Annotated in this window: 12 protein-coding genes; 7 read left to right on the top strand and 5 right to left on the bottom strand. The window is 33.8% G+C overall.

The window, feature by feature from the left end; all coding sequences use genetic code 11:
- Positions 1–7: 7 nt before the first annotated feature.
- On the bottom strand, positions 8–4,366 hold the full coding sequence (locus ABJF08_RS12080) for a translocation/assembly module TamB domain-containing protein (protein WP_348116480.1): 4,359 nt from the start codon (positions 4,364–4,366) through the stop codon (positions 8–10).
- A 143-nt stretch (positions 4,367–4,509) separates the two neighbouring features.
- Here ABJF08_RS12080 and tsaD point away from each other — a divergent pair, with 143 nt between their 5' ends.
- Positions 4,510–5,526, top strand: a complete 1,017-nt coding sequence (gene tsaD / locus ABJF08_RS12085; protein ID WP_348116482.1) for a tRNA (adenosine(37)-N6)-threonylcarbamoyltransferase complex transferase subunit TsaD — start codon at positions 4,510–4,512, stop codon at positions 5,524–5,526.
- Positions 5,526–6,233, top strand: a complete 708-nt coding sequence (locus ABJF08_RS12090) for a 16S rRNA (uracil(1498)-N(3))-methyltransferase (protein WP_348116484.1) — start codon at positions 5,526–5,528, stop codon at positions 6,231–6,233. The genes tsaD and ABJF08_RS12090 overlap by 1 nt, the downstream gene beginning before the upstream one ends.
- Here the strand turns inward: ABJF08_RS12090 and ABJF08_RS12095 are convergent.
- Positions 6,220–6,981, bottom strand: coding sequence for a DUF1223 domain-containing protein (locus tag ABJF08_RS12095; RefSeq protein ID WP_348116485.1), 762 nt, complete (start codon positions 6,979–6,981; stop codon positions 6,220–6,222). The genes ABJF08_RS12090 and ABJF08_RS12095 overlap by 14 nt on opposite strands.
- 130 nt (positions 6,982–7,111) lie before the next feature.
- Between ABJF08_RS12095 and ABJF08_RS12100 the strand changes: the two genes are divergently transcribed.
- The 3 genes from ABJF08_RS12100 to ABJF08_RS12110 are packed head-to-tail and all read left to right on the top strand — an operon-like array spanning position 7,112 to position 10,027.
- Positions 7,112–7,753, top strand: coding sequence for a DUF4159 domain-containing protein (locus ABJF08_RS12100; RefSeq protein ID WP_348116486.1), 642 nt, complete (start codon positions 7,112–7,114; stop codon positions 7,751–7,753).
- Positions 7,754–7,756: 3 nt separating this feature from the next.
- Positions 7,757–8,857 carry an AI-2E family transporter gene (locus ABJF08_RS12105; RefSeq protein WP_348116488.1) on the top strand — a complete coding sequence of 367 codons (1,101 nt, stop codon included), beginning with the start codon at positions 7,757–7,759 and terminating at the stop codon, positions 8,855–8,857.
- Complete coding sequence (locus ABJF08_RS12110) at positions 8,858–10,027, top strand: methyltransferase (protein ID WP_348116490.1); 1,170 nt, start codon at positions 8,858–8,860, stop codon at positions 10,025–10,027. It abuts the gene before it with no gap.
- A gap of 100 nt (positions 10,028–10,127) precedes the next feature.
- On the opposite strand, the gene ABJF08_RS12115 is transcribed toward ABJF08_RS12110, so the two are convergent.
- A complete protein-coding gene (locus ABJF08_RS12115) occupies positions 10,128–10,607 on the bottom strand; it encodes a hypothetical protein (protein WP_348116492.1) in 480 nt (159 codons plus the stop codon).
- Between the two features lie 163 nt (positions 10,608–10,770).
- Between ABJF08_RS12115 and ABJF08_RS12120 the strand changes: the two genes are divergently transcribed.
- Complete coding sequence (locus ABJF08_RS12120; protein WP_348116493.1) at positions 10,771–12,402, top strand: ABC-F family ATP-binding cassette domain-containing protein; 1,632 nt, start codon at positions 10,771–10,773, stop codon at positions 12,400–12,402.
- 69 nt (positions 12,403–12,471) lie between these two features.
- Here the strand turns inward: ABJF08_RS12120 and ABJF08_RS12125 are convergent, their stop codons facing one another.
- The gene (locus ABJF08_RS12125) at positions 12,472–13,275 is read right to left on the bottom strand and encodes a lysophospholipid acyltransferase family protein (protein WP_348116494.1); all 804 of its coding nucleotides are present in this window, start codon (positions 13,273–13,275) and stop codon (positions 12,472–12,474) included.
- A gap of 61 nt (positions 13,276–13,336) precedes the next feature.
- Positions 13,337–13,984, bottom strand: coding sequence for a CoA pyrophosphatase (locus tag ABJF08_RS12130; RefSeq protein WP_348116495.1), 648 nt, complete (start codon positions 13,982–13,984; stop codon positions 13,337–13,339).
- On the opposite strand from ABJF08_RS12130, the gene ABJF08_RS12135 reads away from it, so the two are divergent.
- Complete coding sequence (locus tag ABJF08_RS12135) at positions 13,975–14,700, top strand: peptidylprolyl isomerase (protein ID WP_348116496.1); 726 nt, start codon at positions 13,975–13,977, stop codon at positions 14,698–14,700. The two genes, ABJF08_RS12130 and ABJF08_RS12135, sit on opposite strands and share 10 nt — an antisense overlap.
- The last annotated feature ends 160 nt before the right edge of the window (positions 14,701–14,860 follow it).

Below are 14,860 nucleotides of genomic sequence, written 5' to 3' on the forward strand. Positions count from 1 at the left end.
TAAACTATTATTTAAACTGTACTGGCGCACTGTCTACTTCTTCACTGGCTTTTACCTCTCTAGCTTGCACTAATTTCTTTTTAAAGATACGCTCATAAAGTTCTCTAAGACTGTCGAAATCTATACGATATTGTAGCCCTAGACCTTGTGTATAATCTTCTTGCTGTCCTAGTTGCTGTAGTGTGTTTTCTCTATTAAATAGTTTTAAACGTAAGGTGCCATCTTCATTTATAAGGAATTCTATTTCTACGTTTCCTATTACAGCTCTTTCGCTAGAACTGGTAGAACCTACCGGTACACCTAGTTTTCCATTGATCAATACGCGATCAGTTATTTGTGTACTCAAAGTAATACCAAAACGATCTGCGCGCTCGAGGTCAGAATTAGGATTACGTTCTGACGCCTCATAACTTACTCCAAAGTTAAATTTACTATCCTCACGACTTACTAAATCGTTTACAATTCCTGTAACACTTTCAACCACGTTACCGGTAACAGCATTTTGTCCAATACTGTTAGGGTTATAGAAGGAACCTGTAGCAACTAAAGATAATGCCTGCAGCTGTCTTTGAGATTTGTCATCCAATCTGTATTGTAATTCTGAGCTTACAACAGAGTTAGTGTTAGGGAATCTAATAACAAATTCAGGATCAAAGAAACTTAAGTCACCTTGTAATTTGGTAAGCACCTCTACAGGTACTTGTGCGTTAAGGTTAGGGTTGTCTAATAATATAGAAGGGTTTGCTCGAGTAAGGTAAACGGCTTCTACATCTATATTTGCATTAGTAGGATCTCCATTCCAGTCCATAGTACCACCTGGTTCTATAGTAAAGTTTTTATTTACAATACCAGCATATTTAAAATTGTATATACCCTCGGTAACAATAAAATCACCGTTCATTATAAATTTACCATTAGTGTTAATCTCTAATAAAAGGTTACCGACACCTCTACCACGTATATAACTTCCGTTAGTAGGATCTACAGTAATTTCAACTTCAGCATCAGGAGTAACTTGTAGTTCAAACCTCAATTCTAGACCACTTATTTTATCTGTAATAACCTCCTCGCCAGAAATACGCGCCTTCTTTTCTTCAGGACTTAAAAAATAAATGGCAGATGTGTCACCTAATGACTCACCATCATCTATAGGAACTTTAAATACGGTTCCCTCACCAGTAGTAGCGATTACATTAATGAAAAGCTCATTTGTAGGACCAGTAATAGTAGCCTGTCCATCGATAAAAGCGGTTCCATAATATAGAGCGTCTGGTGTGAGTTTCGTGTCTAGAGCAAGTAATTTTTCTGATTCTATTTTAAGATCTAGATCCCAAAAACCAAAGTTCTTATGATTTATGGTACCAGAAAGAACACCTCTAGTATTGTATTTAGTGTCCTTGAGTTGTAGACTATTAAAATCAAAAGAAGTTGATGTAATTGAGATTTGTGAATTATTCTCTATATCAAAATCGGTATTTAAATAAGGAACTCTTAATCCTGCATCTCTCATTTTGAGGGAACCTACTATATCTGGCGCTTGTAAATCACCTGTTAGCCTTGCTTGTCCAGATGTAAAACCTCTTATATTATCGAGAACTTCACCACCTAGTGGACTTAAGGCAACGAGATTAAAATCTTTGAAAACAGCACTAACATCTATCGTACTTTTTGCTCCACTGGCATCAATATTTCCAGATGCTGTAAATGTTTTTTGTACATCGTCTTTAAGTTGTGCATTGACATTGTAGCTACTTAGATTTTCATTTCCAGTAACAGATAGTTCAAAGTCTCCCAACGGAGTTTCGTTTACTTCAAATCCTTTTACTGTAAAATCACTGGTAGGCGCATACTTACCGTTAATTTGTTTTAACGATAAATCTCCATCTATGTGTCCTTTTAATTTTAAACTATCTATGGGAGATGTAAGACTAGAGAGGCGAACATCTTTAAAGTCTAAGTGCAAATCTTTGGTGTCTTTTCCAGCAACATCACCCACTATGGTAATTAACTCTTCTTGGTGTCTAGCAACGAGACTGTCTAATTTAAAAGTTTTAAAATCATGATCAAATTTTAATTTCACTTCTTGATCCTGCTTATTTAAAAACCACTTTTGACCTTGAAAAACGACATCACTTTTTCTTATTCCTACTACAGACTGGTTACTGTCATTAATGGTGTGATAAAAACTCAAATTAAATTTATCAGTCTCGCGTGCAGTGCTATTAAACTTAGTACGGAAAAGTAAAGTATCCTTATTAGTAACATTTATCAACTGAAAGTCTTCAATGTCATAGATACCATTTTTTACTTGATCTACTTTAATGAACGTATTAAATAGTGGGTTTTGATTGTTAATTTGAACATTAACCTGATCCAGTTCAATATCATAAACCTTGATATCTGGTGATCTAAAGGTCATTCTAAACTGCGCCTCATTACTAGCAACCTGACCTTTTAAAATAGTATTTTCTCCTAAATCAATTTCAGGAAACACAAGATCTACAATCTTATCATAAATATTAAATTCATAATCAAGATATTGATCTTTAGTAATGTTTTCAGATCTGTAATTGGTGTAAACGTTACCTATACTATTTTTAAATAGTTCAGGTATTTCAGCAAGTTTAAATACGCCAGATAGTTCACCTTCTATAATATCCGGACTATTAATAGTAATGAGTCGCTCTTCATTTTTAAAAGATGATTCTATGGCAAAATCTTCAAAGACATAATCGTCATTATGGTTTTTATAGCTAGCATCATTAATTTTTATAGAACCTACAGCATCATCTAGAGTGGTTCCTTTCATATTCATGACTATATTTCCTTTTAGAATAGCTAGAGAATCACGAGTAAATACATTGATAGCTTTTAAATCAGCATGTTCTATTCTAGCCTTAAAGTCATAGGTGTTAACTGCAGCGGTAAGATCGGCAAGTCCGTTAAAACTCATCTTTAAGTTTCTATCGTTTATAGAAACTCTACCTCTAAATATAGGTTTCTTGAATTTACCATTAACTATGATGTTCTTATAAGAATAACCATTAAAATCTAGTTGAGCTACTTCACCTCTTAGCGTAGTGTTTACTTTTTCAGGGTCAAAACCACGTCCATCTACATCAAGATCTAACGTCACTACACCAAATTCTTCCAGACCTAATAAAGAACCTAATTGAACTTGATTTAATTTTATATTTCCATTATAAGCGATATTGCCACTTTGAATATCGTTTAAAACTAAATCAGAATTAAAGTTACCCTTACGTGTAGATCCAGATAACTTAGTTACTACTTTATTAGCATTAACACTTGCATACCCTGCAGCTTTAATGGTTCCTAATTGGTTCAATTCGGCTGGCATTGTTTTACCTAGAATATTGGGTAAAAAGCGTTTTAAGTCTGTGTTACTTACTTGTAGATTATCAAAATCACCTTCTATAAAAAAGTCATCTTCATTTTCTATAAGGTTCTTAAATCGCATCTTACCATCTATAGTGATATCACTCAGCGTAGTAGCGAGCATGTTATTTACAGTAAAGTCATTTAATGGACCTGTAAGTACACCGGTTAATTGTACTGTTTCATTCTCGATTATTTCATCATAGAATTTTCTCAACTCGTTGGTAGATAAATCAGCATTTTTAATATCAAAATCCCAATCAACTTTATTGACAAAATCAATAAAATCTGCTCGGTTATAGGTCATTTTTAGATCACCTTCAAGAATAGATCCTGCTGTATTAATAACCAGACCCTTTGCAAGAATTTGTGATGGAGTATAAGAAAAATCAGCTTTAAGACTTTTTACTTTTAACACTTTATTGCCATTTACATCTGGTTTCATAACACCAGTGTACATGTCAAAATTAGCATCTTCTATTACTGCCGAAATATTAGAACCCTCAATCTTCAATCCATCAGATTGTAGATTAAAATTGGTAGCCATAAAAGTTTCAGGATACTTTAAATTTTCATCAACGATGCTTATTCTAGAATTCGTAATATTTAAATCATCAGTGGTGAGTATAAACGGTGTCGTAGAAGTTCCTTCACTTTCTCCAAATTTATTGATGAATTCTGTTAAATTATCGTCACTATCACCTTTATATCTTTTCATATTAAAATAGAGTCCGTCTATGGAGGTGTCTCCTAGATCGGGCTGTCCACTTAATAAATCTCCAAAGCCTAAAATAGAAGATTTAAGTTCTTTAAAATAAAAGATCGTATCCTTTCTGGAGTCTAGAGCTCTTGATTCTTTGAGGATTATATCTCCTGAAAACGAAATGTCTATAGATTTAATATTTAAATCTGTATCATACTCTTCATTGAGATAAGTCGTCGCACGATCAGCAGCTGCGGTTTGCACAGCTGGAAAAGAAAAGGCTACTACTAATAAAATAAATAGTATTAGAAGTACAAGAGCGGCTTTCGCTAGTATTTTAAGAAGCTTCTTAATGATATATCATTTACTTTTGCAAAGATTACCAAATTTTATGCCTTTCTGCCTTAATGGATACACAAATTTCATACATTCTTGCAATTGAATCATCATGTGATGATACCTCTTGTGCCATTCTTAAAAATGATCGCGTATTATCTAACGTAGTCGCAGGTCAGGAGATACATGAAAAATATGGAGGTGTCGTTCCAGAACTAGCTTCTAGAGCACATCAGTCTAATATAGTTCCTGTAGTAGATCAGGCTCTAAAACAGGCAGGAATAGTAAAAGATGATTTGACAGCTATTGCTTTTACTAGAGGTCCAGGACTTATGGGAAGTTTATTAGTAGGTTCTAGTTTTGCAAAATCGTTATCTCTAGCATTGAATATACCGCTCATAGATGTGCATCATATGCATGGACATATACTAGCACATTTTATTAATGAAGATCAAAAAATTCCAGATTTTCCATTTTTAGGAGTGACCATAAGCGGTGGACACACTCAGATTGTAAAAGTTACAGACTATCATGAAATGGAGGTCATAGGTACCACTCAAGATGATGCGATAGGAGAGGCTTTTGATAAAAGTGGTAAAATGTTAGGTTTAGGTTATCCAGCAGGTCCTCAAATAGATAAATTAGCTCAAGAAGGTGATCCTAGAAAATTTCCATTTCCTGTACCTAAAGCGCCAGATCTTAATTATAGTTTCAGTGGTTTTAAAACTGCCGTATTGTATTTCATACAGCGAGAGGTGAAGAAAAATTCTGATTTTGTAAAGGAGAATTTAAAAGATATATGTGCTAGTATACAATACACGCTCATTAAAATTCTTTTCCAGAAAGTAGAAAAAGCAGTAAAACAAACTGGTATAAAATCTGTAGCGATAGGTGGTGGTGTTAGTGCTAACTCAGGCATTAGAGGCCAGCTATTATCATATGAAACGAAAGGATGGAATGTATTTATACCTCCATTTCAGTACACTACAGATAATGCTGCTATGATAGGTATATCAGGGTATTTTAAATATTTAGAAGGAAACTTTTCAGGTATGGAAGTCACTGCTTCACCTAGAATAGAAATGTAATGCAATTATTTTATTTTGAAAATATCACACGCGACACTACTGTTCTTAAATTAGACAAGGAGCAAGCGCGTCATATGACTAAGGCTTTACGTAAAAAAGTGGGAGATACTGTCCATATAACAGATGGAGCAGGTAACCTCTTTAATGGAGTTATAAACTTAGTTACTAGTAGTAAATGCAATATAGATCTCGCTTTCGCGAAAGCGTATCCTCAACAATCTCCTAAACTACATATAGCAATTGCTCCTACTAAGATGAATGATCGTATGGAGTGGTTTTTAGAAAAAGCTACAGAAATGGGGATAGCTTCCATCACACCATTACTCAGTGACCACAGTGAGAGAAAAAAAATTAATCTAGAAAGATTTAAAAAGATAGTAGTGAGTGCAATGCAACAAAGTAATCAGTTTTACTTGCCTCAAATAATGGATTTAACCGCTTATAATCAGTTTTTAGAAAATCCAGTGAAAGGTGTGAAATGCATCGCGCATTGTGAAGAGACAGATAAAAAGTTATTGACTCATGTGATTGATAGAAAACAAGATCTAACAATTATAATAGGTCCAGAAGGTGATCTATCTAGTAGAGAAATAGAAGCTGCAATTAATACTGGCTTTTTACCTGTGTCCTTAGGAAATAAGAGATTGCGTACAGAAACTGCAGGAGTGTACACCGCTGCAGTTTTTAATAGTTTTATTGAACAGTAGCTATAGATGCTGCTACTACGGTCATGTTTTCATCCTGTAATAAAAGAGCAACTTTAAATTTATTGTTTTCATCTACAATACTTGGTAATTCAAAAGTTTGAGCACCCTTTTCTACATTAATTTTAAGAGGCACTTTCTTTAAAACCACATTAGGATTTACTAGAGTCATGTTAGTGTTAGGACTTTTATTTATGTCCATTTCAAAAGAGTCCATTAATAACAATGCATAAGCGTTAGTGAAATCTTGATTATTCTTAAGGTCATAAGACATTTCAATAGTTCTGCCTTTTCTAGAAGCTTTAGGGTTCGCTAATTGCTCTGTGGTACTTATTTCTTTTAAAGAATTGTTGAGCATTCTTATGTTAGTACCGTCAAATTCTGTTGTACCATTTACTATCATTTGTGGAGTGAAAGAAGGTTGGTGCAGCTTGTTCTCATACTTACGTTGATAATCGGTATGTCGAGAGTCAGAGAAGGTATCTTTCCACCCTAAACTATTCCAGTAATCTACGTGGTAGGATAAGACTATGACATTTTCGTAGTCTTTTATCGCACTAGCTACCGCATCTGCATTGTTACAGGTATAGCAACTTTGCGACGTAAAAAGCTCAATAACTACAGGATTTTCCTGAGGTGAAAAGTGAATGGGTTGCGAGCTATTTTCAATGTGTTGAAAAGCAAGCATACAGAAAGCTACCGATAAACTGAGAATAGGTAACAGTATTTTTTGAGAGGTTGTTATGTTCATAACGGGGGGATTATGATGTCTTCAAATATAAAAAATTAACGTTATCGTAACGATTTTATTTTATTTTTTTTACATAAAAATTAATACCATTTAATAACTATTGTCATATAAGTTTGTAATTTGCTTTCTTATGAAAATAATTACTGTATTCTTAATTTTATTTAGCTCCGTTTTTGTTAACGCTCAGCAAGTTGCTGTTTTGAAATATAATGGTGGTGGTGACTGGTATTCTAATCCTACTGCTATGCCTAACCTGGTTCAATACTGTAATGAGAATTTAAAAACACAACTAGATAAAGAGGTTGCCACGGTAGAAGTAAGCAGTATTGATATTTTTCAATACCCATTTATTCATATGACAGGACATGGAAATGTTGTCTTTAATGAAGCCGATATTCAAAACCTTAGAAACTATTTATTAAGTGGTGGTTTTTTACATATCGATGATAATTATGGTATGGAGCCTTATCTTAATAAAGAGCTTATTAAACTTTTCCCTCAACAGGAATTGATAGAATTGCCATCTACACATCCTATTTTCCATAGTTATGTAGATTTCCCTAAAGGTCTCCCTAAAATTCATGAACACGAGGGTGAGCGACCACAGGCGAAAGGTCTTTTTCATGAAGGTAGATTAGTCCTTCTTTTTACTTTTGAGAGTGATCTAGGTGATGGATGGGAAAGTCCAGAGATACACAACGACCCACCAGCTGTGCGTAAAAAGGCATTAGACATGGGTGCAAATATTATTAAATACGTTTTTACCAACTAGAATATGAGCAAAGCAGTACATTCTAAATCCATTGCTTTTGGTATACTAAGAGCGCTAGGTATCATTTTTGGTATACTCGTCTTACTTTGGTTCTTGTGGGAAATCCAGTCAGTGCTTGCTTATATTGGTATAGCAGCTGTTTTTTCTCTCATAGGTCGACCTATTGTACTTTTATTGAGAGATAAATTAAAGTTCAATAACACCATTGCAGTTATTATAACATTACTCATTTTATTTATGATTATCATTGGTGTTGTCATGATGGTTATACCTGTTATAACAGAACAAAGTGAGAATTTAAGCCAGATAGATTTAGAAGAATTACAAGTCAATATAGAAGTTCTCAATGAGCAAATAAGTAATTATTTTGGGATTAAAAGAGTGAATTTATTAGAGCGACTCCAGAAAACTGATTATTATCAGGACTTTAATATGGATCTTATTCCACAGTTCGTAAATGGATTTTTTGGTACGCTAGGTAGCTTTGCTATAGGTTTATTTTCTATACTTTTTATATCATTTTTCTTGCTTAAAGACAGTCGTTTACTCTTAGAAGGAGTATTAGTGTTTTCTAAAAAAGGAAATGAAGGTCAATTCTTAAGAGCATTTACTAAGATTAAACAACTTCTATCACGTTACTTTATAGGTTTGGTTTTCCAGGTTCTAATTTTGTTTGTTCTTTATAGTGTTATCCTTTTTATAGTAGGAGTAGAAAACGCTATTATCATCGCTTTTTTCTGTGCATTATTGAACCTAGTTCCATATTTAGGACCAGCTATAGGTTATGTTCTGATGTCTGCATTTGTGATAACTGATAATTTAGGATCTAACTTTTCTGATGTTATTTTACCACAATTAATCATTGTTTTTATAGGATATGGTATAGTCCAGACCATTGATAACTTTTTAAATCAACCTTTGATTTTTGGGAAAAGTGTAAAATCACATCCTTTAGAAATATTCATTGTTATTTTAATAGCAGGTATTGTGTTCGGTATATTAGGCCTAGTACTTGCTGTACCTACCTACACAGCAATTAAAGTGATCTCAAAAGAATTTTTGAGTGAATATAAAATCGTTAAGAAACTGACTCAAAATTTATAGATGAATCTTACGGTAATCTTACCAGAGGTAACGGTATATTTAAGAGAGCGTTTACATGAAAACGCTGCTGCGTTTATGCTCAAGAAACATCCTTTTAATGAGGTGACTAATCTTGAGTTGACCCAACAATTGATAGGTTTACAGAAAGCACGTAATAAATTTCCATCATTTTTTGAGAACGACCAGATTATTTATCCTCCTAAGGTAAATCTTGAGCAAACCAGCTCACAAACTACCGCAGTTTATAAATCTCAAATATTTAAAATCGATAGTATGATAGATCTTACTGGTGGTTTTGGTGTTGACGTTTCCGCTTTCGCGAAAGCGTGCCCAACAACAACACATATAGAACTATCCAGCCAGTTGCAAGAGTATGCACAGCACTCTTTTAAAGAGCAAGGTCTTCAAACAAAATCATATTGTGCAGACGGTATGCAATTTTTAAAAGAAAATAATTCCCAGTATGATTTAATATACATAGACCCTAGTCGTAAAACAGCGAGCCATTCCAAGGCGGTACTTTTAAAAGATTACGAGCCTAATGTGATTGAAAATCTTGAGCTTTTATTAGAAAAAGGAAAGCAAATCATGATTAAAACCTCACCCATGCTGGACATAACAGCTGGATTACAGCAGTTAAAATATGTAAGTAGTCTACATATAGTAGCAGTTAAGAATGAGGTAAAAGAATTGTTATGGATTCTCAACAAGGATCAGGTAGATACACCGGTAGTTAAATGTGTAAATCTTTTAACAGACCAACCTGTATTTGAATCTGTAATAAAGTATAAATCGATAGGGCGTTATTCTAGTCCTTTAAAATATTTATATGAACCGAATGCTGCGGTAATGAAATCGCAAGAATTTGACGCGATTTTAGAACAATATCCGTTGGCCAAATTAGACCAAGATGCGCATCTATTTACTTCACAGCATTTGATAGATTTTCCAGGGCGTGTATTTGAGATCAAAAGCGTAATTGATAACAAGCCTAAAAAGATTAAAAGGCTTTACGGCAAAAGCGCTAGAGGAGTGGTAACGCGCAATCACAAAGAATCGGTAGTGCAATTGCGTAAAAAATATCAGTTTTCAGAACATGAAACAGACTACTTGTTTTTTACTAGTTCTGAAGAGTTGGGTAGTATCGTGATTGAGGCGATTAAGGTTTAGTTTTTTTTTGTGAAACTAGAATTTCGGACTGAGTTGGTATAAGAAATGTTATTTTGGAAAGATTTACCGTTACTATGATAAAAGTATTTATGTGTTTTTTCTAAGAATACTGCTCAATAAATTTTAATACTTTCATTTCAAAGTTTAAATACAGTCTAGTTCGTTTTTGTAAGTCATTGAAAATAAGATTTACTAAATCTAAATCTGCTTTTTCGGCTTTATGTATTTCTATGTTTATCATTTCGATCATAGCACCTATTAACGATACTTCTTTCTCATTAAGAGTTTCTTTACTGTTGAGTAATTCAATGAATATGTGAATTAGTTGTGATTCTTGAGCTAGAACTAAATCTTCATCTTGAGAGCAAAAATTCAATTGAATTTTTATACTCCATTCTTTCAGTAAGTCTTTGTCTATTGGCTTATTTACAGAGGAAACGCTTCCATTTTTCTTTAAACATTTACTACAAGGTTGATTTAGAACATAGCGATCTTTTAAATTAAAAGCAGCTTCTCTTTTTGTCAATTCATAAGTGTCCAGATGTCCACAATTACACTTTTTTTTATATTGATAGGTCATGTAATAATTTAGTATTTCAAATTTACTCTTTCTGTTTTTATAATTGATTAGAAGCCTTTCTTTAAACAATAGATTTTGCAACTTATTCAAGCATAAAACCTTTTATTTTGAACTTCTATTTCAGCTTCAATTTTCTTTACTTTTGCAATCTTAAAATATAATCATGATCACAGTAGATAATCTTGCCGTAGAATTTAGTGGTACCACCTTATTTAGCGATGTTTCATTTGTAATAAATCCTACAGATAAAATAGCTTTAATGGGTAAAAATGGTGCAGGAAAATCTACGATGATGAAGATAGTTGCAGGTGCTCAAAGTGCAACACGTGGTCATGTAAGAGCACCTAAAGATGTTGTAATAGCCTATTTGCCACAACATTTACTTACTGAAGATGATTGTACTGTTTTTGAAGAAACGGCCAAAGCGTTTAAGCACGTCTTTGAGATGAAAGCAGAGATGGATCATCTTAATAACGAGCTTACTGTTAGAACTGACTATGAGAGTGATGAGTATATGAAAATCATAGAAAAGGTAACAGAATTAGGAGAGAAGTTTTATGCTCTAGAAGATGTTAATTATGATGCAGAAGTAGAAAAAGCTCTCAAAGGATTAGGTTTTAAACAAGAAGATTTTACCAGACAGACTACGGAATTTAGTGGTGGATGGCGCATGCGTATTGAGCTTGCTAAGATCTTACTTCAAAAACCAGATTTAATATTACTCGATGAGCCTACTAACCACATCGACATAGAATCTGTGATATGGTTAGAAGATTTCTTAGTGAATAAGGCAGACGCTGTTATGGTGATTTCTCACGATAGAGCATTTATCGATAATATCACTAACCGTACTATAGAGGTAACTATGGGACGTATTTTTGATTATAAAGCTACCTATTCTCATTACTTAGTATTGCGTGAAGAACGTAGAGCACACCAAGTAAAAGCATACCAAGAACAGCAAAAGTTTATAGCTGATAACATGGCTTTTATAGAACGTTTTAAAGGAACGTATTCTAAGACCAATCAAGTTACTTCTAGAGAGCGCATGCTAGAAAAACTTCAAATAATCGAGATAGACGAAGTTGATAATAGCGCCTTAAAACTTAGTTTCCCACCATCGCCTCGTTCTGGTGATTATCCGGTTACAGTAAATGATGTGTCTAAATCTTATGGTGATCACGTAGTCTTCAAAGATGCAAATATGTCTATCGCTAGAGGTGAGAAGGTATCCTTTGTAGGTCGTAATGGAGAAGGTAAGTCTACTATGATCAAGGCTATTCTTAAAGTAATAGAAGTAGAGGGAACTTGTGAGTTAGGTCATAATGTAAAAGTGGGATACTTTGCACAAAATCAAGCAGCGTTATTAGATCAAGATTTGACTATTTTTCAAACCGTAGACGATGTCGCACATGGCGATGTAAGAACACAAATTAAAAATATTCTAGGTCGTTTTATGTTTAGTGGTGACGATCTAGAGAAAAAAGTAAGTGTACTTTCTGGTGGAGAAAAAACCAGACTCGCTATGGTAAAATTACTCCTAGAACCAGTAAATCTATTAATTCTGGATGAACCTACAAATCACCTAGATCTTAAGTCTAAGGATGTTCTTAAAGAAGCACTATCTACATATGACGGTACATTGATACTCGTATCTCACGATAGAGATTTCTTACAAGGGTTATCAGAAAAAGTATTTGAATTTAAAGAACAGCGTGTCATAGAACATTTTGAAACTATAGACGCATTCTTAGAACGCAATAGAATAAAAAGTATAGCAGATATTAATCTATAAAAAATAAAAATGGATCAATAAAAAAGGTGCTTAGATTTAAATTATATCTAAGCACCTTTTTTATCTTTTTTAATATTCCCACTGGCGCATTTTGTTAAGCTCTTCTTGAGCTTCTATCTCTTCTACAGGTATTACCTTTAAGAACGACTGGTGTTGCTCTATGGCGTACTCTAGTTGCTCCACAATTTTTTCTACAGTGTCGTTTTCATAATCTATTTCTAGCGGTTCTTTAATAACCATAGATTGTAAAATATTACGTTTTTTAATACGTAATCCTTTCTTATCAAAACTCCTACGGAAACCGTCGATAACCACCGGCACGACTATAGGTTTATATTGTTTTATGATATGAGCAGTACCTTTTCTAATAGGTTTAAAAGGCTTTGTTGTTCCTTGTGGGAAAGTAATCACCCAGCCATCATCTAATGCAATACCTATGTTCTTTGTATCGTCTGGATTTACCGCACGGCTTACTTCTTTGCCTTTTGCTCTCCAGGTTCTTTCTACTGTAATGGCGCCAGCATAAGAGAGTATTTTAGGCAGTAAACCACTTTGCATAGTTTCCTTTGCAGCTACGTAATATACATTTAGCTTAGGATTCCATAAGTAACCTATGTTTTTAATACTGTCATCACGACCTTTTAGAGAGGCATTGAAAACGTGAAACATACTTACCACATCAGCAAAATAGGTTTGATGATTAGAAACAAACAATACTCCTGTGTCAGGCAGATTTCTTAAAATATCACTTCCTTCTATGTCCATCTCGTTAAAGCCACGGTAACGTCTGTGCGATAAAGCACCAGCAATACGTATGAGCCATTTTTTGAGAAATAATATATGACCGAAAGGATTTTTTTTAAATAATCCCATGTAGTTTTTTTAATTTTAGGCGAATGACAAATATAATCATAGCTTTTTAAACTAGCGCATTCTATGTAAAACCTGCAGCAATAAAAAGATCTTTGATTTCTTGCAGCATCATAGCAGTTGCTCCCCATACCATAACCTCGTTAAAATAAAAACACGGCACCGTTGCGTTTTCCATATAGCTGGTAGACAGTACGGTAGTAGAATTGTTTTTAGGATCCATTAAACTGTCTAGAGGTATTTCTATAACAGATTTTACTTCACTTAATTGAGGTGTGAATGATAGTTCCGCTTTCGCGAAAGCGAGATAAGGAAAAACCATGAAATTACTAGGAGGTATGTAGATAGATGTTAAAGGTCTTATCAAATGTTGCTGCGACGTAAGAATACCTATTTCTTCTTCAGTTTCCCGCAATGCAGTAATGCTATTATCGGCATCTGTGGGTTCTTTTCTACCACCAGGAAAAGCGATCTGGCCGCTATGTTTACCTGTAGATTGCGTGCGTTCTATCAGTACAAAATAGGGAACATTCTTTTTAGGATAGATCAACATCATTACAGACGCTTCTTTATGCTTGTTTTTTTCTACAGCAATTTGCTGCATTTCTTCTAGGCGTTCTACCGCAGCCATTTTAAGCTGAGATTGTGACCCTGGAAGTGGTAATTTCTTTAGTTTTGAAATCTGATTTAAAAAATCCTCAAATGAAGTCACTAGTTTTGATTTTGATCGTTATAGCATTAAGTATCTCTTGTAAAGATAGTCCACATGTGGTAGATATCAAAAGTGAAAAAAAACAAGATACAGTTAAGAGATTAACTAGAGCAGAGCGTATTTTAGAAAAGACGTATAAGAAACAAATATCAGCTAGTGGTGATACGTTACTTTCTTATATACCTCAAGATAGTGTTCAAGTTTTCTTTACACGTTACGGAAAAGAAAATCCAGAAACTAAGGTGCGATTATTAACTAGTTATGGAAATATAGAAATGGAACTGTTTACAGAAACACCTATTTATAGAGCTAGTTTTATTTATCTAGTAAAGAATAAATACTTTAACGGCACTTTTGTGCATAGAGTAGTAGAAGATTTTGTCATACAGGCAGGTAATAGTGATGAAACATTACCTTCTTTAAAAAGAGCTAGTGCAGGAAATTATAAACTAGAACCGCACTTTTTACCTAACGTGCGTCATGAAAGAGGTACTTTAAGTAGTGCAAAACAATGGGTTAATAACCCAGAAAACTGGCACGATCCATTTGACTTTTTTATCACTTTGAGTAAATCGCCACATTTAGATAATGAGCATACTATATTCGGTAGAGTAGTTAAAGGCATGGAGGTTGCAGATGCTATTTCTAAAGTTGAAAAGGATGATAGTGACTGGCCTATAAATGATATATTTATAGATATGGAAATAATAGATTAGGTTATTATAGAGTCTAAGGTGTCTAGTCCTAAATAACCGATACAGATTATTAAAGGATTAAATTTATTATTTAAATCTCAATGAAGCTAGCTTCGTTGAGATTTTTTTGATTTGTATGTTTTTCTTGTTAATTGATTTTGTTTGTGCATTTGAATAGGTG

It is taken from the genome of Nonlabens sp. (assembly GCF_039941875.1).
GTDB lineage: Bacteria > Bacteroidota > Bacteroidia > Flavobacteriales > Flavobacteriaceae > Nonlabens.

Coding starts and splice junctions, on each gene's coding strand:
- tsaD (WP_348116482.1), top strand. CDS start 4,510: ATGGATACACAAATTTCATACATTCTTGCAATTGAATCATCATGTGAT.
- ABJF08_RS12120 (WP_348116493.1), top strand. CDS start 10,771: ATGATCACAGTAGATAATCTTGCCGTAGAATTTAGTGGTACCACCTTA.
- ABJF08_RS12115 (WP_348116492.1), bottom strand. CDS start 10,607: ATGACCTATCAATATAAAAAAAAGTGTAATTGTGGACATCTGGACACT.
- ABJF08_RS12105 (WP_348116488.1), top strand. CDS start 7,757: ATGAGCAAAGCAGTACATTCTAAATCCATTGCTTTTGGTATACTAAGA.
- ABJF08_RS12110 (WP_348116490.1), top strand. CDS start 8,858: ATGAATCTTACGGTAATCTTACCAGAGGTAACGGTATATTTAAGAGAG.
- ABJF08_RS12135 (WP_348116496.1), top strand. CDS start 13,975: ATGAAGTCACTAGTTTTGATTTTGATCGTTATAGCATTAAGTATCTCT.
- ABJF08_RS12100 (WP_348116486.1), top strand. CDS start 7,112: ATGAAAATAATTACTGTATTCTTAATTTTATTTAGCTCCGTTTTTGTT.
- ABJF08_RS12125 (WP_348116494.1), bottom strand. CDS start 13,275: ATGGGATTATTTAAAAAAAATCCTTTCGGTCATATATTATTTCTCAAA.
- ABJF08_RS12090 (WP_348116484.1), top strand. CDS start 5,526: ATGCAATTATTTTATTTTGAAAATATCACACGCGACACTACTGTTCTT.
- ABJF08_RS12095 (WP_348116485.1), bottom strand. CDS start 6,981: ATGAACATAACAACCTCTCAAAAAATACTGTTACCTATTCTCAGTTTA.